This window comes from Pedobacter sp., assembly GCF_965227205.1.
Taxonomy (GTDB): Bacteria; Bacteroidota; Bacteroidia; order Sphingobacteriales; family Sphingobacteriaceae; genus Pedobacter.
On the sequence record NZ_OZ245727.1, the window covers coordinates 172,956 to 199,629 of the forward strand.

18 protein-coding genes are annotated in these 26,674 nt (G+C 35.9%); 16 read left to right on the forward strand and 2 right to left on the reverse strand.

What is annotated here, in order from left to right:
• Nucleotides 1–9 precede the first annotated feature (9 nt).
• The 15 genes from ACO05K_RS00650 (at nucleotide 10) to ACO05K_RS00720 (ending at nucleotide 23,839) form a co-directional block, all read left to right on the forward strand.
• Nucleotides 10–1,650 carry a RagB/SusD family nutrient uptake outer membrane protein gene (locus tag ACO05K_RS00650; RefSeq protein WP_421942541.1) on the forward strand — a complete coding sequence of 547 codons (1,641 nt, stop codon included), beginning with the start codon at nucleotides 10–12 and terminating at the stop codon, nucleotides 1,648–1,650.
• A gap of 269 nt (nucleotides 1,651–1,919) precedes the next feature.
• Nucleotides 1,920–4,364, forward strand: a complete 2,445-nt coding sequence (locus tag ACO05K_RS00655) for a glutaminase domain-containing protein (RefSeq protein WP_421942542.1) — start codon at nucleotides 1,920–1,922, stop codon at nucleotides 4,362–4,364.
• Between the two features lie 8 nt (nucleotides 4,365–4,372).
• Nucleotides 4,373–6,640: a GH92 family glycosyl hydrolase gene (locus tag ACO05K_RS00660; RefSeq protein ID WP_421942543.1), complete on the forward strand. Its 2,268-nt coding sequence runs from the start codon at nucleotides 4,373–4,375 to the stop codon at nucleotides 6,638–6,640.
• Nucleotides 6,641–6,697: 57 nt separating this feature from the next.
• Nucleotides 6,698–7,612 (forward strand): ROK family protein, encoded by a 915-nt coding sequence (locus ACO05K_RS00665; RefSeq protein WP_421942544.1) that lies wholly within the window; start codon nucleotides 6,698–6,700, stop codon nucleotides 7,610–7,612.
• A 57-nt stretch (nucleotides 7,613–7,669) separates the two neighbouring features.
• Nucleotides 7,670–9,937, forward strand: coding sequence for a GH92 family glycosyl hydrolase (locus ACO05K_RS00670; protein ID WP_421942545.1), 2,268 nt, complete (start codon nucleotides 7,670–7,672; stop codon nucleotides 9,935–9,937).
• A 5-nt stretch (nucleotides 9,938–9,942) separates the two neighbouring features.
• A complete protein-coding gene (locus ACO05K_RS00675) occupies nucleotides 9,943–10,614 on the forward strand; it encodes a basic secretory protein-like protein (RefSeq protein ID WP_421942546.1) in 672 nt (223 codons plus the stop codon).
• 64 nt (nucleotides 10,615–10,678) lie between these two features.
• Entirely contained in the window at nucleotides 10,679–12,964 is a 2,286-nt protein-coding gene (locus ACO05K_RS00680; RefSeq protein ID WP_421942547.1) for a GH92 family glycosyl hydrolase, read from the forward strand.
• Nucleotides 12,965–13,058: 94 nt separating this feature from the next.
• The gene (locus ACO05K_RS00685; RefSeq protein WP_421942548.1) at nucleotides 13,059–14,480 is read left to right on the forward strand and encodes a 3-keto-disaccharide hydrolase; all 1,422 of its coding nucleotides are present in this window, start codon (nucleotides 13,059–13,061) and stop codon (nucleotides 14,478–14,480) included.
• 10 nt (nucleotides 14,481–14,490) lie between these two features.
• Nucleotides 14,491–16,464 carry a hypothetical protein gene (locus ACO05K_RS00690; RefSeq protein WP_421942549.1) on the forward strand — a complete coding sequence of 658 codons (1,974 nt, stop codon included), beginning with the start codon at nucleotides 14,491–14,493 and terminating at the stop codon, nucleotides 16,462–16,464.
• An 82-nt stretch (nucleotides 16,465–16,546) separates the two neighbouring features.
• Complete coding sequence (locus ACO05K_RS00695) at nucleotides 16,547–18,901, forward strand: TonB-dependent receptor (protein ID WP_421942550.1); 2,355 nt, start codon at nucleotides 16,547–16,549, stop codon at nucleotides 18,899–18,901.
• Nucleotides 18,902–19,158: 257 nt separating this feature from the next.
• The gene (rpiA, locus tag ACO05K_RS00700) at nucleotides 19,159–19,854 is read left to right on the forward strand and encodes a ribose-5-phosphate isomerase RpiA (protein ID WP_421942551.1); all 696 of its coding nucleotides are present in this window, start codon (nucleotides 19,159–19,161) and stop codon (nucleotides 19,852–19,854) included.
• Nucleotides 19,855–20,212: 358 nt separating this feature from the next.
• Nucleotides 20,213–20,596: a LiaF transmembrane domain-containing protein gene (locus ACO05K_RS00705; protein ID WP_421942552.1), complete on the forward strand. Its 384-nt coding sequence runs from the start codon at nucleotides 20,213–20,215 to the stop codon at nucleotides 20,594–20,596.
• Nucleotides 20,597–20,902: 306 nt separating this feature from the next.
• Complete coding sequence (locus ACO05K_RS00710; RefSeq protein WP_421942553.1) at nucleotides 20,903–21,310, forward strand: transcriptional regulator; 408 nt, start codon at nucleotides 20,903–20,905, stop codon at nucleotides 21,308–21,310.
• Nucleotides 21,311–21,415: 105 nt separating this feature from the next.
• On the forward strand, nucleotides 21,416–22,732 hold the full coding sequence (locus tag ACO05K_RS00715) for a DUF3887 domain-containing protein (protein ID WP_421942554.1): 1,317 nt from the start codon (nucleotides 21,416–21,418) through the stop codon (nucleotides 22,730–22,732).
• A gap of 138 nt (nucleotides 22,733–22,870) precedes the next feature.
• The gene (locus ACO05K_RS00720; RefSeq protein ID WP_421942555.1) at nucleotides 22,871–23,839 is read left to right on the forward strand and encodes a YihY/virulence factor BrkB family protein; all 969 of its coding nucleotides are present in this window, start codon (nucleotides 22,871–22,873) and stop codon (nucleotides 23,837–23,839) included.
• A gap of 3 nt (nucleotides 23,840–23,842) precedes the next feature.
• Here the strand turns inward: ACO05K_RS00720 and ACO05K_RS00725 are convergent, their stop codons facing one another.
• Complete coding sequence (locus ACO05K_RS00725) at nucleotides 23,843–24,265, reverse strand: secondary thiamine-phosphate synthase enzyme YjbQ (RefSeq protein ID WP_421942556.1); 423 nt, start codon at nucleotides 24,263–24,265, stop codon at nucleotides 23,843–23,845.
• A 1-nt stretch (nucleotide 24,266) separates the two neighbouring features.
• Nucleotides 24,267–25,589 carry a peptidoglycan DD-metalloendopeptidase family protein gene (locus tag ACO05K_RS00730; RefSeq protein WP_421942557.1) on the reverse strand — a complete coding sequence of 441 codons (1,323 nt, stop codon included), beginning with the start codon at nucleotides 25,587–25,589 and terminating at the stop codon, nucleotides 24,267–24,269.
• A 228-nt stretch (nucleotides 25,590–25,817) separates the two neighbouring features.
• Between ACO05K_RS00730 and kduI the strand changes: the two genes are divergently transcribed.
• Nucleotides 25,818–26,657 carry a 5-dehydro-4-deoxy-D-glucuronate isomerase gene (gene kduI / locus ACO05K_RS00735; protein ID WP_421942558.1) on the forward strand — a complete coding sequence of 280 codons (840 nt, stop codon included), beginning with the start codon at nucleotides 25,818–25,820 and terminating at the stop codon, nucleotides 26,655–26,657.
• The last annotated feature ends 17 nt before the right edge of the window (nucleotides 26,658–26,674 follow it).

Genomic DNA, 26,674 nt, shown 5'->3' on the forward strand with positions numbered 1-26,674 from the left:
ATTAGAAAAATGAAAAATAAATCAATAATATACAGCGCACTTGCAGGAGTTTTATGCCTTACAAATGCATGTACTAAGTTAGATGAAAATGCTTACAACGAACTTCTAACTGATAACTTTTACAATAACAAAACCGAGGTTTTATCAGCAGTATTAAGACCATATACACATGCTAATGCGTGGGTAACACCTTCAGGTCAAGATAGTTGGTGGCGTATGGCTGAGCTTTCTGGTGACCAATTAGCCTGGCCAACAAAAGGCCGTCATGGTGAAGATGGAGGTAAATGGAAAAGATTCCATTACCATACCTGGACAACTGATGAGGGAGGATTTAACAGTGCATGGTCTTTAATGTTTTGGGGTATGGGTTTATGTAATGACCCAATCGAAAACATCGAGAAACGTGATATCGCAGCAATGGGTATTACTCAAGTTGAGAAAGATGCATTTATTGCTGAGTTGAAATTACTTAGAGCTTTCCACTATTTAAAATTAATGGACTTGTTCGGAAATATTCCAATCGTAACTCAGGTTGGTATTCCTGCTAAACCAGAAACTAAATCTCGTAAAGATGTATTTAATTTTGTTGAGGCTGAAATTAAAGCAAACATTGATAAAGCACCAAAACTATCTCGTGCTCAGTTAGGTCGTATTTCTCAGGCTGCTGGTTATGCAATGCTTGTAGAATTATACCTAAATGCTGAAGTATGGACAGGTACTGCTCGTTGGGATGATTGTATTGCTGCTGCAAACAAACTAATCGCTGGCGATGGTGGTGCTCAAAATGGCACAATGGCTTTAGATCCAAACATTACAGATCAGTTCAAAACCACTAATGATTTATCAAAAGAGGCTATTTTTTCTATTGCCTATAATTTTAGTGTAGCAAACTTCCAACCTTCATGGCCAGGAGAATTTTATCACTTTAAACAACAACAAATTTATGGTGGTGGTAGAAATGGTAATGATGGTATCGTAGTTGTACCTGGTGTTTTCTCAACTTATGAAGATGCAGATTTAAGAAAGCGTGAGTGGTTACTAGAAGGACCAATGTTCCAGTTTGTAGCGCCAACTCAACCAGTTTTAGCTTCAGAGGAGTACAATGGTTCACAATTGGTATTTGTAGATAACATTCGTAAAAATAAAACCAACTCTACAGTTAGTAATATGAGTGAAGGTGAAGAAAATTCAGGTGTTCGTTTCAACAAATATAAATTAGGAAACCAATTTGCTGGTCCAGGTGGAACTCCTGCAATCGACCCTAACTATAACAATGGCGACTGGAATATCTATCGTTTAACCATGATTTATTTTGCTAAAGCAGAAGCTATTATGCGTAAAAATGGTGGTGTTGCAAATGCAGAAGCGGTTCAGTTAATTAACGATTGTAAAAAACGTGCTTTCACTGCGGCTAACTGGGCAACCAGAGCTTACACACCTGCAACTTTAACTTTAGATGAATTATTAGCAGAAAGAGGTAGAGAATTTATCTTCGAAGGAATGAGAAGAGATGATTTAATCCGTTTTGGTAAATTTACTACCAACACATGGTGGGATCATACTCCAACAGCAGCTACTAAAGCTTTGTATCCAATTCCTCAAAGACAAAGAGATTTAAATACAAACTTAACTCAAAACCCTGGTTATTAATTAACTATCAATATAAAAAGGTGCTCATATCGAGCACCTTTTTTTTGGATTTTAAATTTTAAAACAAACATTTTGTAACTCACATATTACAAGCACAGCATTAAATAATTGACAAATTTTTTATTAATATTGAACCTAGTAAAACGTTTTACTTAAAGTCAAGATTAACCTATTCAAATAAACCAAAAAGAGCCGTAAGAACTGTAACAAGTGCATTAATAATCATACTTTCTGATTATAAAATTCAAATTCACTAGCCAAATTCCATTATGAAGAAATTTTTCCTTATTGTTTTATGTTTCTCTAATTTATTATCTATAAATGCTCAGGATAAAGCACCAGCTTACCCGTTAATTACACATGATACATACTTCAGTATTTGGTCTTTTGGAAGTGAATTAAATCAATCGGTTACCAAACACTGGACAGGCAAAAACCAATCGCTTTCTGGTGTTTTAAAGGTTGATAATAAATATTACCGTTTCTTAGGTGCAGAATCTAAAGAATACAAAGCCATTTTACCTGCGGCTGATGAATTTTCATATCAGGCCAATTATTCATTTACCCAACAACAAGCCGGTTGGAATACAAATACTTTTAATGATTCCTCATGGCAAAAAGGAAATGCGCCATTTGGCGATGATAAAGTTGCTAAAACCAAATGGACTAGCGACGATTTATATTACAGACGAAAATTCTCTATCGCTAAATTATCGGCGGGAAAAAAATACTTAAAGCTTAACCACGATGATAATGTAGATGTAACTCTAAATGGGAAAACTATCTACAAAAAGGCTGGTTGGGTACACGAATACATTTACATTCCAATAGAAGATGGAATGCTTAAAACAGGCGAAAACTTGTTGGCCATTCATGTTAAAAATACTGCCGGTGGAAGATTCCTTGATGCTGGAATTGTCGAGGAAATTCCTCAGAAATCAAATATCGAATTGGCTAAACAAACTGATGTTCAGGTAACGGCAACAGATACTAAATATACTTTTACTTGTGGTGCAGTAAATCTCGAAGTGAAATTTATTTCTCCGCTTTTATTAAATGATATTGCTTTAACTGCTCGTCCGGTAAGCTACATTAACTACACAACAAAATCTAATGATGGTAAAGCCCATAAAGTAGATTTGTATTTCGCAGCTTCATCAACAATTGCAGTTAACACGCCAGATCAACCTGTTTCAGCTAGAGCATCAGTTGTAAAAAACCTTTCAATATTAAGTGCGGGAACTGTAGAGCAGCCTGTTTTACAAAAGAAGGCTGATGATTTGAGGATAGATTGGGGTTATATGTATGTTGCAGTACCTAAAAAGTTTAATGCAAAACAATATATCAATAAGCAATCTGAAAGTTTAAGCAGTTTTGTTACTGGCAAATATCCTTTAGATACAGAAGTTAAAAATGGCAAGGAGTTAAATTTAAGCAGCATAATTTCTTTTGGCGAAGTAAGTAATACACCAACGGAAAGATACTTGATGTTAGGTTATAACGACTTAAAAGCTGTAGAATATTTTGGTGAGCAGTTGTTACCAATCTGGAGAAAACCTGGGTCACATTTTGAAGACCAACTCGCCCTGGCAGATCAAGAATACAAAGCAATTACTGCTAAATGCAATGATTTTAATGCAAAACTTTACGCTGATGCGGAAAAAGCAGGTGGAAAGGAATATGCAAAACTATGTGAATTGGCATATCGCCAAAGCATCGCTGCGCATAAAATTGTTTATGCACCAAATGGAGATATTCTTTTCTTATCAAAAGAAAACTTTAGTGGTGGTTTCATTAATACCGTTGATGTTACTTACCCTTCTGCACCACAATATTTGATTTACAATCCTGAATTATTAACTGGAATGTTAAACGGCATTTTCTATTACTCTGAAAGTGGAAAGTGGAAAAAACCTTACCCAGCGCATGATTTGGGAACATATCCTTTTGCAAATGGGCAAACCTATGGTGAAGATATGCCGGTAGAAGAAGCTGGAAATATGATAATTTTAGCAGCCGCAGTTGTTAAGGCTCAAGGTAATCCAAAATATGCAGAAAAGCATTGGGCTACCATGTCAATCTGGGCAGATTATCTTTCAAAAGAAGGTTTCGACCCGGCTAACCAACTTTGTACTGATGATTTTGCCGGGCATTTGGCTCGTAATGCAAATTTATCGGTTAAAGCAATTGTTGCACTTGGCGCATATGCACAAATGGCTCAGGCTTTAGGCAAAACCAATGAGGCTGATAAATACAGAAAAATTGCTTTAGATATGGCAACGAAATGGCAGGAAATTGCTGCTACAGGCGATCATTTTGCTTTAACTTTTAATGATAAAAATACGTGGAGCCAGAAGTATAATTTGGTTTGGGATAAATTATTAGGCTTAAAATTATTTCCAGAGTCAGTTTATAAAAAGGAAATTAACTTCTATTTAACAAAGCAAAATGCCTATGGTTTACCATTGGATAGTCGTAAAACTTACACCAAATCAGATTGGATAATATGGACTGCTACTTTAGCGGATAACCAGGCTGATTTTGAAAAATTTATTAAACCTATTTACAAGTACGCAAACGAAACGGAAACTAAAGTTCCTTTAAGCGATTGGCACGAAACAACAAATGGCGATAAGGTTGGTTTTCAGGCCAGAAGCGTAGTTGGCGGATACTTTATAAAATTACTTGCCGATAAATGGGGTATTAAAAACTAATCAAATCAATGAAATTAGGGTATTCTATCATTTTAGTTTTATGCTTTTTAACAGGTAAATTATTTGCCCAGGAAAGGGATTTGGTACAGTATGTAAATACACTCCAAGGCACAAATTCTAAACACGAATTAACCCGGGGTAATACTTACCCAACAACCGCTTTACCTTTCGGGATGCATACCTGGACACCACAGACTGGCAAAAACGGTGATGGTTGGAAATATCAATATTTTAAAGATGCAATAAGAGGTTTTCAGCAAGCGCACCAATGTAGCTCATGGACTCGTGATTACGCTGTGTTTTCATTAATGCCAATGATTGATAATTTGGTTGTAGATGAAAATAAACGTGAAGCAAAGTTTACCCATGCTAACGAAATTGCTAAACCAAATTATTATAAAGTAAAATTAGAAAATCAAATTACCACAGAAATTTCGCCTTCAGAACGTGGTGCGCATCTTCGTTTTTCTTATCCCAAAGGGAAAAAAAGTTATCTGGTTTTAGATGGATACATCCGCACCAGCGGTGTAAAAATTTATCCAAAGGAAAATAAAATAACCGGATATGTAAGTAACGGACAAGGTTTTAATAAAGATTGGAAAAGCTTTTTTGTTATCCAATTTGATAAAAAAATTAAAAGCTTCGGTACCTGGGAAAATAAAAAGAATACAGTAAAAGCTGATTCAACATCAGCTGAAGGATTGGGTAAAGGTGCTTATGTAGAATTTGAAGCCGGTGCAAAAGTTCAGGTAAAAACAGCATCCTCGTATATCAGTTTAGAACAAGCAGAACTCAACCTTAAAACAGAATTATCTGCAGATAAAAATCTGGAAGCAACAAAAGCTAAAGCTGCTGCGGTTTGGAATAAATCATTAGGGAAAATATTGGTAGAAGGTGGTTCTAAAGCCGATATGGAAACCTTTTACTCTTGTTTCTTTAGAGCAAGTTTGTTTTCAAGGAAATTTTATGAAATAAACGCAGAGGGAAAACCATATTATTTTAGTCCATATGATGGCAAAGTACATGATGGTTATATGTTTACCGATACTGGCTTTTGGGATACTTTCAGAGCGCAATTTCCATTAAATACTTTGGTTCAGCCAGAAATGCATGGTCAGTATATGCGGGCAATGATTGATGCATATAAGCAATGTGGCTGGCTACCTTCGTGGTCGTTTCCAAGCGAAGCAGGAAGTATGATTGGAAATCATGCCATTTCTCTCTTTACTGATGCCTGGGCAAAAGGAATTAGAACTTTCGATCCGGAAGAAGCTTTAAAAGCATATTTGCACGAAGCAACAAATAAAGGACCATGGGGACCGGCAAACGGTCGTGATGGTTGGAAAGAATACTACGAACTTGGTTATGTTCCTTATCCAAAATACAGAGAAGCTACTGCAAAAACATTAGAGTATGCTTATGATGATTATTGCGGTTATCAGCTTGCTAAAATGATAGGTAATAAGTTTTACATGGATATTTTTGAGCGCCAGATGTATAACTACCGTAATGTTTACGATGCCTCTACAAAATTTATGAGGGGTAGAGATATTAGCGGAAAGTGGTCGCCGAACTTTGATCCGATTGAATGGGGTGGGCCTTTTACGGAAGGTAATGCTTGGCATTGGCAATGGTCGGTTTTTCAAGATACAAAAGGTTTAATTAACCTTATGGGTGGAAATAAGAACTTCGTAGCTAAACTAGATTCTGTTTTCTCAGAGCCAAACAAAGTTAAAGTGGGCACTTATGGCGGCATGATACATGAAATGACAGAAATGGTAATGGCTAATTTGGGTCAGTACGCTCATGGCAACCAACCAATTCAGCATATGGTTTACTTGTACAATTACGCAAACGAGCCTTGGAAAGCACAGTTTCATTCAAGAGAGGTCATGACTAAACTTTACGATGCAACAGAAAATGGTTATCCTGGAGATGAAGATCAAGGGCAAACATCATCTTGGTATGTGTTAAGTGCTTTGGGTATTTACAGCGTAACTCCAGGCAGTGGAGAATATGTTATCGGAAGCCCAATGTTTAAGAAAATAACTATTAATTTAGGCGACTCAAAAAAATTCATTATCGCAGCACCAGCTAACGATAAAAAGAATATTTACATTCAATCTGCCACATTAAATGGTAGCAATTATACACGTAATTTTTTATCACATAGTGATATCATAAATGGCGGTATTTTTAAGCTTGAAATGGGTAGCAAACCGAATTTGAATAGAGGATTAAAAGAAGAAGACAAACCTTTTTCGCTGAGTAAATAATTAAAATGCTGTAATGGCATTTTGCAGGGACAAATTATAAAGAAAAGATACAGATAGATGGAAAAACCTGTTGCATTAGGTGTAGATATTGGCGGTTCGCACATTACAGCGGCATTAGTAGATTTAGAAACAAGATCAATTATTCAAGATTCTGTTAAGCGGAGTGCTGTCGATTCGCAAGAAAGCAAGGAAGTAATATTGGCAGCATGGTGTGATGTTATTAACAAGGCATTTAAAAAATCGAATACAGATAATAAGCTTATTGGTATTGCAATGCCCGGACCATTTGATTACGAAAATGGAATTTCGTTAATCAAGGATCAGGATAAATTTAAGGCATTGTATGGTATCAATATAAAAGAAGAACTGGCTACAAGATTAAACATCAAAGCGCAAAATATTCATTTTATAAATGATGCTGCAGGCTTTTTACAAGGAGAGGTTTTTGGTGGTGCGGCAAGGGGCAATGCTAATGTAATTGGATTAACACTTGGAACGGGATTAGGTTCATCATATTCAATTGGTGGAGTTGCTAAAGATGCCGATTTATGGAACTCTCCATTTATTGATGGAATTGCAGAAGATTACCTTTCAACCCGTTGGTTTGTAAAACGTTATCATCAGCTAAGTAATAATACTGTTGCAGGTGTTAAGGAGTTAGTAGCAATTTCAGCTAATGATCATGCTGCAACCCGCGTATTTATGGAGTTTGGATACAATCTGGCGCAATTTTTAATCCCAGTGATTAAAAAACATAAATCAGATATGGTGATTATTGGAGGCAATATCTCAAGGGCTTTCAGTGCATTTTCTCCTGAATTAATTGCAACTTTAAACGGTAATGATGTACATGCAAGTATTAAAGTAACCAAGCTAAAAGAAAATGCTGCACTGATAGGCGCAGCAAGCTGTTGCGATACTAATTTCTTGAGCGAAAACGTAGAAGAAATTGAGCATAAAAAGTTTCACTAAAAAAAGCCCAGACTTTTTTTTCTGATTATTGGTAAAACCATTTAGTAATAAAATAAAATGATAAGAAGAGACTTAGCTCGATTCATTTCTCTTAAAAATTTAATCGCTTTGAATGGCTTAAAAGCTGGTTTATTGGCTTCTGCTATTGTTATTCTTTCAACAAATGTTAAAGCGCAGCAAACCATAAATAACTTAAAGTATGTTGATGCTAAAATTGGAAGCGTTGGTTTAATTTTAGAACCAACCCGTCCTGCAGTTCATTTACCAAATAGTCTGCTAAGAACCTTTCCGGTTCGTACCGATCAGATTGATGATCAGATAGCATATTTTCCCTTAACAATTTCATCTCACAGACAAAACTGGCTTTTTGGTTTAATGCCTTTTACAGGTAAAATAGATGACCAAAGCTGGAACAAAAAATTTACTTACGATAACGAAAAAATAACGCCTGATTTTTACACTTCAGTTCTTGAAGATAATGGTACAAACATAAGTTTCGCACCATCTGCAAAAGCCGGTTTTTTTAAATTCAGCTTTGCTGGCAAAAACGATAATTACATTCGCTTAAATATTTTAAATAGGGGTGAAATTAACCTTGATGGCAAAACGAAAATAAGTGGTGTAGAAGAGTTTCAGGGAATGAAGGCATATTTTTATGCTGAAACCAATACTCCAGTAGAAATTATTTATCAGGATGGGCAAGCAAAAAAGAAAAGTTTGCTTAAAGTTTTAAATGGTGCGCAAAATGTTTCATTTAAGTATGGCATCTCATTTATCAGCATAGAACAGGCTAAAGAAAACTTAACAAAAGAAGTTGCCGATTGGGATATTAATAAACTTCGTTCAAAAGCTACAGCAGCATGGAACAAAGTGCTTAATCAAATTAATGTTGATGGCGGAACTGATGCACAAAAACGTGTTTTTTACACTTCATTATATCGCTCTTACGAAAGGATGGTTGATATTAATGAATACGGAAAGTATTACAGTGCTTACGATAAGAAAATTCATATTTCTGATAAACCTTTTTTTGTAGATAACTGGCTTTGGGATACATACATCGCTTTAGAGCCACTTCAAACCATTTTAAATCCAAAAATGGAAGGTGATAAAATTCAATCGTATGTTCAAATGTATGAGCAAGGTGGTTGGATGCCATCTTTCGCTTTAGTTTATGGCGATAATCCATGTATGACGGGTAATCACGCTGCGGCCTGGTTTTTAGATTCGTACAATAAAGGTGTTCGTAATTTCGATTTGAAAAAAGCTTACGAAGGCATCAGAAAAAATTCTTTAGAAGCTACGTTATTGCCATGGAGAAATGGTCCGGCAACATCTTTAGATTCTTTTTATACCCAGAAAGGCTATATGCCTGCGCTTAAAACAGGTGAAAAGGAATTTGTAAAAGAAGTACATGGTTTCGAAAAAAGACAGAGTGTTTCTGTAACGCTTGAAAATAGTTTTGATGATTGGTGTATTGCCCAGTTTGCAAAGGATATGGGTAAAACCGATGATCATAAATTATTCTTAAAACGTGCCGAAAATTATAAAAACGTTTTCAGGGAGGATAAGGGTTTTGTTTGGCCAAAAGATGCTGATGGAAATTGGATTGAACCATTCGACCCTAAATTTTCCGGTGGACAAGGTGGAAGAGAGTATTTCACAGAAAATAACGCTTACACTTATAATTGGGATGTAAAACACGATTTAACCGGACTTTTTAAGTTAATGGGTGGCACAGAAAAAGCCGAACAAAAACTCGATGAACTTTTTAGAACAAGCCTTGGTCGCAGCAAATACAATTTGTGGTATACTTTTCCAGATGCAACAGGCTTGGTTGGTCAGTTTGTAATGGGTAACGAACCAAGTTTTCATATCCCATACATCTACAATTATACTGGTTCGCCTTGGAAAACTCAAAAACGTATCAGAATGCTAATGGATACTTGGTATACAGATAATTTATTTGGCATTCCGGGCGATGAAGATGGCGGCGGTATGACTGCATTCGTTGTATTTTCAATGATGGGATTTTTCCCTGTCACACCTGGCGTTCCTGTTTACAGCATCGGTAGTCCGGCATTTAACAAAATTTCAATAAAATTAGATAACGGTAAAACTTTTACGCTAAATGCTAAAAATAACTCTGCCGATAACAAATACATTCAAAGTGCAGAACTGAATGGAAAAGTATTAAACCGTTCGTGGTTTACCCATAAAGAACTTATCGAAGGTGGAACATTGAACCTGGTAATGGGAAGTTTACCCAATAAGATATGGGGAAGTAAAGATTTACCTCAATCTGCATTAAATTATAATCCTTAATACAAATGAAAAAACTAACATTACTAAGCACAATACTTATTATCTTGATTTTACCTTTTGCCAGTTTACAAGCGCAGGAGGTGATTAAGAAAAAAGGATATACTTTAACCTTTGAAAGCAATTTTGTTGAACTAGATCCTAAATTAAAAAAGAGATTGATTGAAACCTTTTTTGTGGTTTATCCAAAATTGGCTAAAGAATATAATCCAAATACTTTAAGAGATGTTAAATTCTCTGTTGATACAAATTATAAAGGCGTTGCTGCAACCAGCAATGGCAAAGTAACCTATAGTTCTATTTGGATGGTTAAGCACCCTGAAGATATTGATGTTGTTACCCACGAGGTTATGCACATCGTTCAGGATTATGGCCGTAGTGTTGGACCAGGGTGGTTAACAGAAGGAGTTGCAGATTATGCACGTTATAAATTCGGTGTTGATAATGCCGGCGCAAAATGGGCGTTGCCAGATTTAAAACCTGAACACAGCTACAAAAATAGCTACCGCATTACAGCTAGATTTTTTGCGTGGATTGAGAAAAACGTAAAGGCCGGAACCATAAAAGCTGTAGATGCATCATTAAGAGACCATACTTATACAAATGCAATTTGGGCAAGTCTTACAGGTAAAGATTTGGATGGACTTTGGGCAGACTACGTTAAAAATCCTCAAATTTAACAAAGGATTTTTTGCTATTAACAAAACAGATAAAAGCGTAAACACATAAACTGAATAATAAAAAATGAAAAAACTATTTATCGCCTTATTAAGCTTTGCGGCAACAGGAAGTTTCGCACAGCAGGTGGGCAAAATTAGCGATCCGGTTGAGTGGATTAACCCACTAATGGGATCTCAATCAAAACCAAGTTTATCAAATGGTAATACTTATCCTGCCATTGGTTTGCCTTGGGGTATGAACATGTGGACACCTCAAACCGGAAAAATGGGCGATGGTTGGGCATATACCTATGATGCTGATAAAATCCGTGGCTTCAAGCAAACGCATCAGCCATCTCCGTGGATGAATGATTATGGCGCTTTTGCAATAATGCCTGTTACTGGTAAATTGAAATTTACCGATGATGAACGTGCGAGCTGGTTTAGCCATAAAGCCGAGGTTGCAAAACCATATTACTACAGCGTTTATTTAGCTGATGCTGATGTTACAACCGAAATTACACCAACGGAAAGAGCTGCACAATTTAGATTTACTTTCCCGAAAACGGATAGTTCTTTTGTAGTTGTAGATGCTCAGAATAAAGGCTCATACATTAAAATTTTCCCAAAAGAGCGTAAAATTATTGGCTATACCAGTAAATACGCTCGTGGTCCGCTTCCTAAAAACTTTAAAAATTACTTTGTAATTTATTTCGATAAGGATTTTAGTATTGCTAAAACCTGGAGTGGTAAACAATTAAATGATGATTTAGAATTAACAAGCGACCATACAGGTGCAGTTATTGGTTTCAAAACTGCAAAAGGAGAAAAAGTTAATGCTAAAACTGCATCATCTTTCATCAGTTTTGAGCAAGCAGAATTGAACTTGAAAAGAGAATTGGCTAGCGATAATTTTGATGTAACTAAAACTAAAGCAAAAGCTATTTGGAATAAAACTTTAAGCAAAATTTCTGTTGAAGGTGGAACCATCGATCAAATGCGTACTTTTTACTCTTGTTTATACCGTACTTTATTCTTCCCAAATAAATTATATGAATTAGATGCTCAAAACAAAATTGTACACTGGAGCCCATACACAGGAGATATTAAACCTGGCTATATGTTCGCAGGTACTGGTTTCTGGGATACATTCAGAGCATTATACCCATTCTTAAACCTTGTTTATCCTTCGATAAATAAAGAAATGCAAGAAGGTTTAATTAACGACTACAAAGAAGGCGGATTCTTACCGGAGTGGAGTAGCCCAGGTTTTGCAAATATTATGGTTGGTAATAACTCAGCCTCTGTAGTATCTGATGCTTACATTAAAGGCTTACGTGGTTATGATATTCAAACCCTATGGGAAGCTGTAAAACATGGTGCTAACAATGAGGGTCCGATGGCAGCAGTTGGCCGCGATGGAGTTAAATATTACAACGAATTAGGTTATGTGCCGTTCGATGTTAAAAAGAACGAAAATGCAGCGAAAACTTTAGAATATTCTTATGATGATTTTACCATTTATCAGTTAGGAAGAGCTTTAAATAAGCCTGCTTCTGAAATTGATATCTACAAGAAAAGAGCAATGAACTACAAAAATCTTTTCGATCCTTCATCTGGTTTAATGCGTGGAAAAAATCAGGATGGTACTTTCCAAAGTCCATTCAGCCCGTTTAAATGGGGTGGTGCTTTTACCGAAGGTAACAGTTGGCACTACACCTGGTCGGTTTTTCAAGATATTGATGGCTTAGCAAAGCTGATGGGTGGACACGATAAGTTTGTAACCAAACTGGATTCTGTTTTCTCTATGCCGCCAATTTTTGACGAAAGTGCTTATGGTGGCGTAATCCACGAAATTCGTGAAATGCAGATTGCAAACATGGGTCAGTATGCTCACGGTAATCAGCCAATTCAACACATGATTTATCTTTATAACTTTGGTGGTGCGCCATACAAAACGCAATATTGGGTTCGCGAAACTATGGATAGAATGTATAAAGCTACTCCAGATGGATATTGCGGTGATGAAGATAACGGACAAACGTCTGCATGGTACGTATTCTCTGCAATGGGCTTTTATCCGGTAACTCCGGCAACAGACCAATATGTTTTAGGTGCTCCATTGTTCAAAAAAGTTACCTTGACATTAGAGAATGGTAAAACAGTTGTAATTAATGCACCGGCAAATAACGAGAATAACCGTTATGTACAATCGCTGCAAATGAATGGAAAGCCATATTCTAAAAACTGGATTAGCCACAGTGGTTTACAAAAAGGAGCAGTATTAAATTTCGGTATGTCTGCTACACCAAACAAAACCAGAGGTTCAAATCCTATAGATTTTCCTTATTCATTATCAACAGAAAAATAAAATAGCATTTAAGCTAGCAGATGCAACTAATTCATCTGCTAGCTTAAATCAAATTGATGATAAAATTTAACTAATAAACTAACAAACATATAATATGAAGATTAGCGTCTTAAAAGCAGGATCAACCGCCTTAGTCTGGCTAGTTGGTACTTGTCTGGCATTTGGCCAGCAGCCAAATATTCCGCTTACAGATCTTTCAGCATTTAAAGAACCAGGAAATTCTTGGACTCTTGTAGGTGATGTTACTGTAGACATGAATATCGTTAATGCCGTAAAAAGTACAAAAGGTACAGGCATTTTATTAAATACATCTACGCCTAAAAAACCAGGTTTTGACTTGTACACCATTAAAGAATATGGTGATATGGTTCTGGAACTTGATTATCTGGTTGCAAAAGGTGCAAATTCAGGAATTTTCCTTCAAAGCAATTATGAAATTCAAATTGAAGATTCATGGACATTAACTAATCCGGTTTCATCTAGTAATGGTGGTGCGCATGAACGTTGGAATAATGATAAACCAGAAGGCGAAAAAGGTTTCGATGGTTCTGCTCCACGTCAAAACGTAAGCAAGGCTCCAGGTTTATGGCAACATATTAAAATTGTTTTTCAGGCACCAAAATTCGATGCTTCGGGCATAAAAATTGCAAATGCAAGATTATTAAGTGTTGATTTAAATGGTGTTACCATTCATGAGAATGTTGAATTAACAGGAGCTACTCGTGGTGGTTTTGGAACGGAAAAGGCTTTAGCTGCATTACGTTTACAAGGCGATCAAGGTACTGTTGCTTTTAGAAACATTTCTATAACAGATATTCCTGTAGCTACAGCACAAAACGGTCGTCGTGGTGGCGGCGGTGGAGATCCAATTTATGTGGATGCACCTGTTAATACTATGATTCGTAGTTTTGTTGATGTTTTACCTGGCGTACGTTCGGTTCATGCAATCTCGGTTGGTGGTGCACAACAAACTGCTTACAGCTACGATTTAGATAACGGAACATTATTACACGGATGGCATGGTGGTTTCTTAGATGCTACTCCAATGTGGGATGGTCGCGGAAACGGAACATCACGTCCATTAGGAAGTGTAACACGTTTTACCTCAAAACCAGTTTTAGCAATTGCTAAATTAGCAACACCAGAAAGTGCTTGGGTTCCTGATACCGCAGGTACAGGTTTCCGTACTAAAGGTTATGTTATGGATAGCCAGGAACGCCCTGAATTTAAATATATCATATACGGAACTAAAGTTACAGATGCTGTAAAAGTTATGGAAAACGGACAAGGTTTAACCCGTGAAGTAACAATTGAGCAGCCTGCTAAAGATCTTTATCTCCTTTTAGGTGAGGTAAAAGATATTAACGAAGTTTCGAAAGGTTTATATCTGGTTGATGATAAAGCTTACTATTTGCAATTTCCAAATGGCGAAAAGCCAATTGTTAGAGATGCGAATGGTAAAAAACAACTGATTATTCCTATCGGAAGCAAATTAAATTATTCTATTTTATTTTAATCTGATAACGATGAGATATACATTTAAAACACTTGCAACATTAGCTTTGAGCTTAAGTTTCTCAACGCTTTTTGCTCAGGAAACACCAAAAGAAGAGGATTTTTTCAGAATAAATAAAGTTAGAGTTCCAGAAGGACCAATATTAGAAGTTGGTGGTTTGGTTACTCTACCAAATGGAGATTTGGGAATTTCTACCCGTAGAGGAGAAGTTTATATTGTTGAAAATCCGACAAGCACAAAACCTTATTTCCGCAAATTTGCCAGCGGATTACACGAAATATTAGGACTTGCTTATAAAAACGGCGCACTTTACGTTGCTCAACGTGGTGAATTAACCAAATTGGTTGATAAAAACATGGATGGCAAAGCCGACGTTTATGAAACGGTTTATGCATGGCCTTTAAGCGGTCACTACCATGAATACAGTTTCGGTCCGAAAATAGCTCAAGATGGAACATTCTTAGTAACTGCAAACGTAGCTTTTGGAGATGAAGAATGGTGGAGAGGCGAAAGCCGTGTACCGATGCGTGGTTGGGCAATGAACATTACCGAAGATGGAAAAATGACACCTTATGCTGCGGGTTTCCGTTCGCCTGCAGGTATCGGAATGATTGATAATCAATTCTACTACACAGAAAACCAAGGAGATTGGGTTGGTTCAGGAGGTTTATGGAAAGTTAATAAAGGCGACTTTATGGGCCATCCGGCAAGTTTAAGATGGACAGGCAGATCAGATTCTCCTGTTAAATTAACTTCTGATTTCTTCTATTCAAGCATTGATGAGCGTAGACTTAAAAACGAACAAGGTCGATACATAAAACCAGAAAATCGTGTTAACGAAACCTTTAAAACACTTTTCGATATGAAAAAGGTTTTTCCGGAGTTGAAATTACCTTCGGTTTGGTTACCATACGGAATTTTAGGTATTTCTTCTGCTGAGCCAGTAAAAATCCCTGAAAATACATTTGGTCCTTTTGCCGGACAAATTTTAGTTGGCGACCAAGGTATGAGTATCATTTCGAGAGTTTTCCTTGAAACAGTTAAAGGCGAAGAACAAGGTGCTGCTTTCTTATTCAGAAAAGGCTTCCGTTCGGGCGTTTTAAGATTGGCTTGGGGAACTGATGGTTCATTATTTGTTGGTGAAACAAATCGTGGATGGGGTTCTGCAGGTGATGCAAATGAAGGTTTAGAGCGTTTGGTTTACAACAATAAAATACCTTTTGAAATGAAAGCGGTGCGTTCAATGCCTGATGGTTTTGAGGTAGAATTTACCAAACCTGTTGATCGTAAATCTGCAGAAGATTTGGCTTCTTATGCAGCTGAAAGCTTTATTTACAAATATCATTCAGTTTATGGTTCTCCTCCAGTAAACAGCGAAACTTTAAAAATCAACGGCGTTAAAGTATCAGAAGATGGTATGAAAGTAAGATTAATCATCCCAAATCTTCGTCAGTATTATATCCATACTTTAACTTTAGATGGTGTTCGCGATAAAGAAGGTTTTTATTCACTTATTCATCCTGTAGCTTATTACACGTTGAATCAAATTGCTGATGGCGAAAAGTTATCAATGAGCGAAGTGAGTACAAAAAACTCTGAAAACGGACCAAAAGCATCATCTACGCCAGTAAAAAGTTCGGCTAAACCTAAAGCGGGTACAGGAACTAAACCAGAAGCTAAAGGCGCAACAGCTACAACACCGGCTAATACGGTTGCAGCGAAAGCACCTACTTTTAAAGAAGTTGAAGGTTTGTTAACAAGAAGAACTTGTACGGCATGCCATAATCAAACAAAAAGACAAATTGGCCCTGCGTTTATAGAAATCGCTAAACGTAAATATTCACCAGAAAAAATTGTTCAGTTAATTCATAATCCGCAACCACAAAATTGGCCAGGCTATTCTACAGAAATGCCTCCAATGCCTCAGGTTACTAAAGCCGAAGGTTTAAAAATTGCAGCTTGGATTAATTCGTTAGATAAATAAAAATAATAAGTTAGTATAAGTTTGGTTAAAACGGTTGGTGGAAACACCGGCCGTTTTGTTTTAAAAAAAGGATAGAGTGAAAATGAAGAGAATATTATCATTAATAGGTTTATGCCTGTTAATCTGCTTTGCAGTGAATGCACAGCAAAACAATAAAATTTTAGGTACGGTAACCGATTCTAAAAATGTAGCAATCGCTGGTGTTACTGTAGAGGTTTTAAATTCGAACCTGAGCCTGGCAACCAATAGTTCCGGAGCATTTGAAATAAATAACATTCCGACAGGAAAACTAAAACTAAAATTTAGCGCTTTAGGTTATGCAACTGCAATTGTGTACGCAAGAGCAAGTGAAACAATTGGTGTAATATTACATGAAACCAATCAACGTTTAGATGATGTAACCGTTTCAGCACAAAAAACAGAACAGAATGTTAAAGATTTGCCAATGAGTATTTCAGTACTTTCAGCGGCAAAAGTGCAAGATCATCGCCTTTTAAACACTAAAGATTTATCGGCCGTAATTCCAAATCTTTATAGCAGTAACCCGGGTGATGGTCGTAACGTAACATCTATCAGAGGTATCGGAACAACTTCTTACGATCCTGCAATTGCAACTTATGTTGATGGTGTAAATCAATTCAGTTTAGATACTTACATCGCTTCGTTATTTGATGTAGAACGTATCGAAGTTTTACGCGGTCCGCAAGGAACTTTATACGGAAGAAATGCAATGGGTGGTGTAATTAACATCATCACCAAGCAACCAACTAATACTACCAGCGGATTTGCAAGTGTAGATTTTGGCAATTTCGGCCAACAGCGCTATAGTGCAGGTATTCGTTCGGCTTTAATAAAAGATAAATTATTTTTCGGCGCAGCCGGATTATTTAACAAAGCTGATGGTTTTTATACAAATGAATTTAACAATTCGAAATTTGATAAGCTTCATGGCTTTTTAGGAAATTATTATTTGAAGTTTTTGGCGAGCGATAAATTTGCCTTAACCTTAAACGTAAAACATAACGAAAACCGCAATAATGGAACATTTCCATTAGCAGGTTCGGTAAATGATGCTTTGGAAAATCCTTTCAAACTAAACCAGAATGCTACTGCCGAAATGGTTGATAATTTGTTTAATACATCATTATCTGCAAATTATTCTGGCGATGCCATAAACTTCAGTTCTCAAACGGCTTATCAATCTAACTACAGATATTACAAAGCTCCACTTGATGGAGATTTTTCTCCGATTGATGGTGTTGCCATTGTAAATAATTACGGTAAAGACTGGAATAAAGTTCAGGTTTACACACAGGAATTTAAACTGAGTTCTCCAGCTGCAAATAACTCAAAATTAAATTGGGTTGCTGGTCTATATGGTTTTTACCAAACCAATCCGGTAAAACAAGGTACGTACTTTGGTGCTGATGCTGCTTTTGTTGGTGCTCCATTTCCATTTGTAACCAGCATTAATACCAATACAGGTAAAAGTTATGGTATTGCTGCTTATGGCCAGGTGAGCTACGCCATTACCGAAAAATTAACGGCAACTGCTGGCTTGCGTTACGATTACGAACATAAAAAACTAACAGGTTTAAACGAATTTATGATGAATGGTTCTGCACCAATTGTAGATCAAAATGATACAACAGGAAAAGCAAACTTTAAAGCTTTATCGCCTAAAGTTAGTTTAGCGTATGCAATTACAGATAAAAACAATGTTTACGCAACTTACAACAGAGGTTATCGTGCGGGTGGTCTAACACCAGTTGGCTCTGATCGCTCTGTACTTCCTTTAGTTGCCTACAAACCTGAGTATAGTAATAACATCGAAATCGGCTCAAAAAATGTTTTTCTTGATAACCGTTTAAGCGTTAACGTTTCTGCTTTCTACATTAAGTTAACTGATGCACAAGTACCTGTTTTAGTATTGCCTGATGCGGTTACCATTACACGCAATGCGGGTAAATTAACAAGTAAAGGTGTTGAACTGGAATTATCTACAAAACCAGTTAATGGTTTAAGCATTGATTACAACTTTGGTTATACCGATGCAAAATACACATCTCTACAATTACCAAATGATGGTGCTACAGTAAATTTAAATGGTAACAGACAAATTTATACACCAGAACTAACCTCTATGTTTGCACCGCAGTATACATACGAATTAGACAAAAATACCAAACTAAATTTAGTTGCTCGTGGAGAATGGGTTTTTATCGGAAATCAGTTTTTTGATTTAGGTAACCAAATTCAACAGAAAGGATACAACCTTTTCAATGCTAAATTGGGTGTTACAAGTAAACGTTTTGATTTATTTGTTTGGGGAAGAAACCTGGGCGATAAAACCTATGTTGATTATGCTTATGATTTCGGAGCAGCTCACTTGGGTAATCCACGTACTTATGGTGTAACCTTAACAGGGAAGTTTTAATACTCTACAAATATCTATAGAAAAGACCGACAGAAATGTTGGTCTTTTTTTTGCCTGTAAAAAAGAAATGGAGATTCCGCTTGTGCAGAATCCCCATCATCTAAATTAACGCTCTCATATACATAAACGTTGTATTTAAGATTTATTGCATCGAGCTTATTTTTTTTTTTTTTAAACGCATCGTCATGCTGAATCTGTTTCAGCATCTATGAAGCATTATAGAGCCTGAAGTAAATTCAATTAACTACTTTTACTACATGGATTCGATTGGTAAAGAACAGCAAAATGCAGAAAAACTTGCCGCTGCGATAGAAGCGGTTAAGTTTATCAAAGATGGTGATGTGGTAGGTTTAGGCACAGGAAGTACAGCAACTTTCGCAATTCAAGAGCTGGCCAAAAGAATAAAAACGGGCTTAAAAATAACCGCTGCAGCTAGTTCAATTAAAACAGAGGAGCTTGCAATTGCCGCAGGCATCCCGATTTTAAAACTAGAAAATTTAGGAAGTATTGATATTAGCATAGATGGCGCCGATGAATTTACAGAATCGCTTGATTTAATTAAAGGCGGTGGTGGTGCATTATTTCGCGAAAAAATTATCGCTTCGCTGAGTAAAAACGCAATTATCATTACTGATTCTTCTAAAAAGGTAAAGCTTCTTGGTGCTTTTAAAGTTCCAATCGAGGTTGTTCCATTAGCTTACCAATATGTTTTTAATAAAATTGAAACTTTGGGCGGAGCAGGAAAGCTTAGAAATAAAGATAACCAGAAATTTATAACCGATAATGGAAATTACATTATCGATGCCGATTTTGGCCTAATTGATAATCCTGAAAAGCTTTCCAGCCAACTAAATGAGATTGATGGTTTATTAGCACACGGTTTGTTTATTGGCTTAACAGCCAAAGTAATTATGGCAAAAGGTAATGAGATTTTAACATTTAATAGCTTTTAACCTATCATTCTTTTTCCTAAGATTTTGTCCCATAAAACTGTATAGTATATTAACCATTCAGTCGGGCTTAATATGGGGTTAGTTCGGACTTTGTTCGGAGTTGTGACAATTGAGTCCGAACAAAGTCCGACTAAAGGCTGAGCGAAACTCGTTATAATAGTTTCATTGGTATTAACCTTTTATAATTGAAAACTTAATGTTTTCGAATAATTTTACCGAGGTTTTCTACAGTTCCTTTCCAATCAGAATTATTTACCGACAATTTTATCTAACTCACCGATAAAACCAATTTATTCGGAGAAATGCCATTTCCCGGCGTAAGTTTTCGAGCTACTTTTGATATATAAAAACAAAGGTCATGGAAAATTTCATCAAAAAAAATCACGCAGATAAACAGTTAGGTTTGGGAATACTAATTGTAGTTATTGGTTCTGTTTTGTTATTAAGAAACAGTGGTATTGATATTCCACACTGGGTTTTGAGTTGGCATACCATTATGCTTGGTGCTGGTTTATGGGTTGGTTATCGCAAAAACTTTCAAGGCAGCGGTTGGTTAGCATTCACATTAATCGGTGGCTTTTTCACGCTTCGCGATATCACCTTCTTTGACTTCGAAATGTCGAAAATTTCAGTGGCTTTACTATTAATCGGCCTTGGTTTGTGGGTAATTTTAAAACCCAAACAATATAAACCGTTAAATAACTTTCAAAATCCTGCAGAGCAACAGGAAATAAAAAGCTAAAATTCTTAACTCCATCATATATCAAAAAAGGAACACATATTTAAACGTGTTCCTTTTCCTATTTATCAGGATTGTATTACATTAAAACTTTATAAAAAAGAAACGGGGATTCCGCCGAAGCAGCATCCCCGTCATCTAAATTAACGCTCTCGGTAATATAAACGCTCAAATAAATATTTATTGCATCGCTTTGTATTTATTTTTAAATAATTTTTTGTCGCATATAACCATAGTTTTTGTCTTGTTTGTATCTTGTTGATTTAGTGTGAGATAATTAGGTTTGTTTAATCTACAAATATTTAAAAAATGAAAAATTATTTTCTTGAAAACGACCTGCAAATGATGTACATAGATGCGGCATCTTTTCCTAATGGGGTAGAAGCTGCACATAAAAAATTACATGCATTAGTAGCTTTTGATGATAAGCGAAGATATTTTGGATATTCAAGGCCTGAAAATGGAATAATAACTTACAAAGCAGGAGCAGAAGAATTAAATACGGGTGAAGGAAAAATTTTAGGTTTAAACACTTTACTTATCAAAAAAGGGAAATTTGCCAGTAAGCTTGTTATTAATTTTATGGCTGATGTATCTGCTATTGGCTCAACCTTTCAGGAATTGTTAAAACATCCAGATTTAGACCCGAACGGATATTGCCTAGAAATTTATCAAAATACAAACGATGTTATTTGCCTTGCAAGATTAAAAGATTAATAAAAAAACTAATCAATTAGTTGTTGTATAGTAAAATACGGCTCAAATATTATTAACTTAGATCTGTTTAAAATTTTAACCAAACAGAACACCTTATTAATATTCATGAAAAAAAGTATTTTATTAATATTTGCATTGCTGTTTACTACTGCAACCTTTTCTCAAAACGTAGTTACACTTTTCAATAATGCAGATAATTTCTTCCAGTTAATGGAAGAACAAAAATTTACACAAGCTTACAGTCTTTTTGACGATACCGTAAAAACCAAAATATCAGAAGAAAACCTTAAAAAACTTTGGACTGATATGCATACTGCTTTAGGTAAAACTGAATCTATAGAAGCCGTGCAAAGTAAGGTTCAGGGACAACTTTTTGCAGTAACTGTTGAAGGTAAATTTGAACGCGGTACACAAGATTTTATTTTAGGATTTAACAAGGCACAAAAAATAGTGGGTTTTTACTTAGCCCCAAAGGTAAATTCGCCCAAATATCTTTCTCCGGCTTATGCCGATACAACTTTGTATTCAGAAAAAACAGCTTACATAACTAGTCCGGGGCATCAGCTTGCGGCAGTTATAACAATACCCAAAAACAGTAAAAACTTCCCGGTAATTGTGTTTGTGCACGGTTCAGGAACATACGATATGGATGAAACTGTTGGCCCGAATAAACCATTTAAAGATTTGGCTGCGGGTTTTGCTGCTCAAGGTATTGCATCTATCAGATATGTAAAAAGAACATTAATTTACGCTAACGAATTTCAAAAAGCTTTTACTGTAAAAGAAGAGGTTTTAGATGATGCAAATCAGGCATTATTAATGGCTAAAACTATTCCAGGTGCAGATTTGAAAGGAATTTATTTATTCGGACACAGCTTAGGCGGAATGCTTGCACCAAGAATTGCAGCTTCTTTTCCTGATTTGAGTGGAATTATTATGGCTGCCGCACCTGCACGTAAGCTTACAGACTTAATTATCGACCAGAATAAATATTTATTCAGTAAAATGAATGATACTACTCAGAAATCGAAAGAACAGTTTGATAAACTGATTACAGAGTTCTCAAAAAGTAAAATTACTCAGGCAGGTACGATGAAACCAGATTCAATAATTTTGGGCTTACCAGTTTCTTATTGGGTAGATCTTAATAATTATGACCAGGTAGCCGCTGCGAAAAATATTACCAAACAACGTTTTTTAGTTTTGCAAGGCGGTAACGATTATCAGGTTACTGAAGAAGATTTTAATCTTTGGAAAACAGGTCTTTCAGGAAAACAGAATGTAGAGTATAAGTTTTATCCTGGGATAAATCATTTATTAAGTCAACAACTTGAAAAAGGTACTGGAGTACAGTACCAAACTTTTTCTAGCGTTTCGGCAACGTTAATTAATGATATTGTAGCCTGGATAAAAATTAAGTAATACACTGAAAATATATTTATCATTTAAAAGCCCAACCCTAAAAGATTGGGCTTTTTGGTTTTCAATTGAAATATTCACCAAACAAAAGCACATTTTTTTCGGTTCTTAATTTAAACGATAATTTTAGCCGAAACTGATATGAACAAGAAGAAGATAACAATAAAGGGAATTTGGGAAATTTTGAAAGCCTCTTTTACAGGCTTTGGAGATCATAAAGTAACTAAGCTGAGTGGTTCATTAGCTTATTACACGGTTTTTTCAATGGCACCGCTTTTGGTTGTTATCATCTCACTTTGTGGAATATTTTTAGGTAGAGAAGCTGCTGAAGGACAAATTTATCGCCAGCTTGATGGCTTTTTAGGAAAGGACACCGCTTATCAGCTACAACAAATTGTTAAAACAGCATACTTAAACGGAAAAAGTACTGTTGCTTTTATTGTGGGTTTGGCAACATTATTAATTGGTGCAACTACAGTTTTTGGCGATATTCAAGATTCGATTAATCACATTTGGGGTTTAAAACCAAAACCTAAAAGAGGCTGGTTAAAAATGCTTCAAAACAGGTTTCTTTCTTTCTCAGTTATTATAAGTTTAGGATTTGTACTGTTGGTTTCGCTAGCTGTTACATCAGTTTTAGATGCTTTTAGCAGCCGTTTACAAGCAAGGTTTGAAGACGTCTCTGTAATTATCTTTTACGTACTTAATCAAGCAATTACGCTAGCTGTAATTTCGCTGATTTTTGGTGTAATTTTCAAGGTACTGCCAGATGCAATAATTAAATGGAGAGATGTAATATTAGGTTCGGTAGTTACCGCAATATTGTTTATGATTGGTAAGTTCGCCATATCTATTTATATCGGACAAAGTAATGTTGGTAGTACATATGGTGCTGCAGGTTCATTAGTAATCTTACTATTGTGGACTTACTATTCTTCCATCATTTTATATTTTGGTGCAGAATTTACAAAGGCTTATGCCATTGCTTACGGTTCAGAAATTCATCCATCGCATTATGCGGTTACCACTAGAGAGGTTGAAATAGAAACAGGAAGTAATTCAATTCAGGATAACCATCCAGAGCTAAAGAAGGAAATCCCTAACGAATAAGGATTAATCGCCCCAGGCTGTAATAATCAGTTTTCTGGAACCACCATAATTTCTGTGTTCGCCAAGATAAATACCTTGCCATGTGCCTAATGCAAGTCGGCCGTTTCTGATTGGAATTGTTACCGAACTGCTTAAAAGCGCTGCTTTAAGATGTGCAGGCATATCATCAGAGCCTTCGTAATCATGTTTATAGTTCGGGTCGTTTTCGGGTACCGATTTATTAAAATACATCTCAAAATCCATCCGTACCGTTGGGTCAGCGTTTTCGTTTATGGTTAAAGATGCCGAAGTATGCTGAATAAAAACCTGGCAAATACCTATGCTTATCTGATTAATTTCAGGTAACGCTGATATAACTTCATCAGTTATAATGTGAAAACCACGTCGCCTTTCCCTTAATGTTATCTCTTGCTGAAAAATCTTCATTTTACTTTTTTATCCAACCAACTTGTTCTTTATCATCACTAATTAGATGATAATTGCCAAAGTTACCTAATACACTTACATTTTGTGCCTCATTCAGCGTTAATTTTACCAATGCTGCACTATCTGGTTTATCATAAATTGAAGTTTGAAATGCCTTCAGTTTTATTTTTTGCAAAGGTTTTTCTGTTTGGTTGATATTATTGCTCTGAACAAAACCCATACTGCCATCTGGAAGTTCAGCTTTATACCAATTTGCAGATGCTGAATTTGCAATCAGGATAGTTCCAGTTTGAAGTGTTCGCAATTTTTCTGCACTGATTACGGGAGAGCTGTACAAAAATGTATTCTGATTGGTTCTTAAAGTTCTGTTCAGGTTCGATGCTGATGCCGTTATGTTTGCAGATTTCTTAATTGTTGGGTTAATAAACGGCAACGGATCAATTGCACCGCTTGAAGTATATAAACCAAAATGTAAGTGTGGTGGAGTAGTTTTCGCGTTGCCTGTATTACCCATTAAACCTAAAGTATCACCAACTAAAACTTCTTGTCCTGCGGTAACAAGTTGTTCATCCAAATGTGCATAATAAAGTGTGTAATCTTTATTTTTTGGCCGGAACCACACCACTTTTCCGCCCAGGTTATTTTCGTTCACACGTACAATTGTGCCATCAGCAGTTGCAACTACCGGACTTCTAAAACTCCCGAAAATATCTACACCTTCGTGTTTGCGGCTATTTGCATGACGACCATCACCAAAATAACTTTTTATGTTATTTAAGCCAGTGCGAGTTGGAAAACCTTGCGAAGGACCAGAGGTTATTTCTAAATTATACTCTATACTTTGAAGTAATTCTGGCTGCAAACGAATCAGAAAAGTTCCGCTTTCATCAATATCAAACAAAATATTACTGTTCAGTGTATCTGCCGAAGCAACTAACTTTGTGTTGTTTGCATTAACATGCCAAACATCAACATAGATTGCTGCACCAGTTAAAGGTTTTTTATTTAAAGATATGGTTAACTTTTGCCCTTTAATTGCATTAAACTTATAAGCCGTTGCGGTAGCTTTTTCGGCAGAAAAATAACCTAAATCTTTAAAAGGAATAGATATACTTAACGCTTTATCTAAACTTACAGCAGCTGAATTAAGCCATAAGGAGCCCATTGCAGTTTTATCTAACCCGGTAATAGTTAATTTTCGCTGGTATTGCTCGTGTGGCGTTGCAGCTTTAAATAAATTTACCGAGCCGGATTTACATGAAGATAAAATTGTAAAAGCTGTAAGGATATAAATTGCAAATGAATAGCGTGTAGAAAATCTCATATTTAACATTTGTATAGATAACAACAATAAAGCCTTTCAAGTTTCTAGAAAATAAGATTGAGGATTCTTTTCAGGATTGAAAATAGAGTAGACTGCACATAATCGTTATTGTGACGTTAATTTTTTAATAAAATGGATGATTAATTCCAATAATATCGTTGGTATAAATATATTTGTGGTGATTGGGCATCAAGCTCTAAACTCTAATCAAATCTCAAAAAATAAAAAATGAATAAATTCGAAAGCCGTTACGCTCAAAGTCCGAAAGAAGTTAAACAAATGGATACAGCCGCTTTGCGGGAAAACTTTTTAATTGAAAATGTTTTTGAGCCAAATCAGGTAAACCTAACTTTATCTCATTTCGATAGATATATTGTTGGTGGTGCAATGCCGGTTAACAAAAAATTAGATTTGCCAAATCCTGATGATTTGAAAGCAAATTATTTTTTAGAACGGAGAGAACTTGGTATTATCAATGTTGGCGGAAAAGCCATAATAACCGCCGATGGTGAAAAATTTGAGCTTGATTATAAAGAAGCTTTGTACATTGGCAAAGGCACTAAAGAAGTTTCATTTGAATCAGTAGATGCGAACGATCCGACAAAATTATATATAAATTCTGCTCCGGCTCATCATACTTATCCAACAAAAAAAGTTAGCAAAGCTGATGCTGAAATTGTAGAATTGGGTACGCCAGAAACTGCAAATCATAGAATAATTAACAAACTTTTAGTGAATAGCGTATTGCCAACTTGCCAGTTACAAATGGGAATGACAGAGTTAAAATCTGGCAGTGTGTGGAATACAATGCCTGCTCATACACATGACAGAAGAATGGAAGCTTATTTTTATTTTGAAGTGCCACAAGGGCAAAGTGTTTGCCATTTTATGGGGCAACCGCAAGAAACACGTCACATCTGGATGCAAAACGATCAGGCCGTAATTTCTCCAAACTGGTCAATTCACTCTGGTGCCGGAACAAGTAACTATACTTTTATCTGGGGTATGGCTGGCGAAAATTTAGATTATGGCGATATGGACCACTGCGCTATAACCGAATTGAAATAATTATATACTTCAACATA

What these genes read in the sequence shown, in the direction of transcription:
- ACO05K_RS00665 (WP_421942544.1), top strand. Translation starts at nt 6,698, where the DNA reads ATGGAAAAACCTGTTGCATTAGGTGTAGATATTGGCGGTTCGCACATT.
- ACO05K_RS00650 (WP_421942541.1), top strand. Translation starts at nt 10, where the DNA reads ATGAAAAATAAATCAATAATATACAGCGCACTTGCAGGAGTTTTATGC.
- ACO05K_RS00695 (WP_421942550.1), top strand. Translation starts at nt 16,547, where the DNA reads ATGAAGAGAATATTATCATTAATAGGTTTATGCCTGTTAATCTGCTTT.
- ACO05K_RS00730 (WP_421942557.1), bottom strand. Translation starts at nt 25,589, where the DNA reads ATGAGATTTTCTACACGCTATTCATTTGCAATTTATATCCTTACAGCT.
- ACO05K_RS00720 (WP_421942555.1), top strand. Translation starts at nt 22,871, where the DNA reads ATGAACAAGAAGAAGATAACAATAAAGGGAATTTGGGAAATTTTGAAA.
- rpiA (WP_421942551.1), top strand. Translation starts at nt 19,159, where the DNA reads ATGGATTCGATTGGTAAAGAACAGCAAAATGCAGAAAAACTTGCCGCT.
- ACO05K_RS00670 (WP_421942545.1), top strand. Translation starts at nt 7,670, where the DNA reads ATGATAAGAAGAGACTTAGCTCGATTCATTTCTCTTAAAAATTTAATC.
- ACO05K_RS00715 (WP_421942554.1), top strand. Translation starts at nt 21,416, where the DNA reads ATGAAAAAAAGTATTTTATTAATATTTGCATTGCTGTTTACTACTGCA.
- ACO05K_RS00685 (WP_421942548.1), top strand. Translation starts at nt 13,059, where the DNA reads ATGAAGATTAGCGTCTTAAAAGCAGGATCAACCGCCTTAGTCTGGCTA.
- ACO05K_RS00690 (WP_421942549.1), top strand. Translation starts at nt 14,491, where the DNA reads ATGAGATATACATTTAAAACACTTGCAACATTAGCTTTGAGCTTAAGT.
- ACO05K_RS00710 (WP_421942553.1), top strand. Translation starts at nt 20,903, where the DNA reads ATGAAAAATTATTTTCTTGAAAACGACCTGCAAATGATGTACATAGAT.
- ACO05K_RS00675 (WP_421942546.1), top strand. Translation starts at nt 9,943, where the DNA reads ATGAAAAAACTAACATTACTAAGCACAATACTTATTATCTTGATTTTA.
- kduI (WP_421942558.1), top strand. Translation starts at nt 25,818, where the DNA reads ATGAATAAATTCGAAAGCCGTTACGCTCAAAGTCCGAAAGAAGTTAAA.
- ACO05K_RS00655 (WP_421942542.1), top strand. Translation starts at nt 1,920, where the DNA reads ATGAAGAAATTTTTCCTTATTGTTTTATGTTTCTCTAATTTATTATCT.
- ACO05K_RS00660 (WP_421942543.1), top strand. Translation starts at nt 4,373, where the DNA reads ATGAAATTAGGGTATTCTATCATTTTAGTTTTATGCTTTTTAACAGGT.
- ACO05K_RS00725 (WP_421942556.1), bottom strand. Translation starts at nt 24,265, where the DNA reads ATGAAGATTTTTCAGCAAGAGATAACATTAAGGGAAAGGCGACGTGGT.
- ACO05K_RS00680 (WP_421942547.1), top strand. Translation starts at nt 10,679, where the DNA reads ATGAAAAAACTATTTATCGCCTTATTAAGCTTTGCGGCAACAGGAAGT.
- ACO05K_RS00705 (WP_421942552.1), top strand. Translation starts at nt 20,213, where the DNA reads ATGGAAAATTTCATCAAAAAAAATCACGCAGATAAACAGTTAGGTTTG.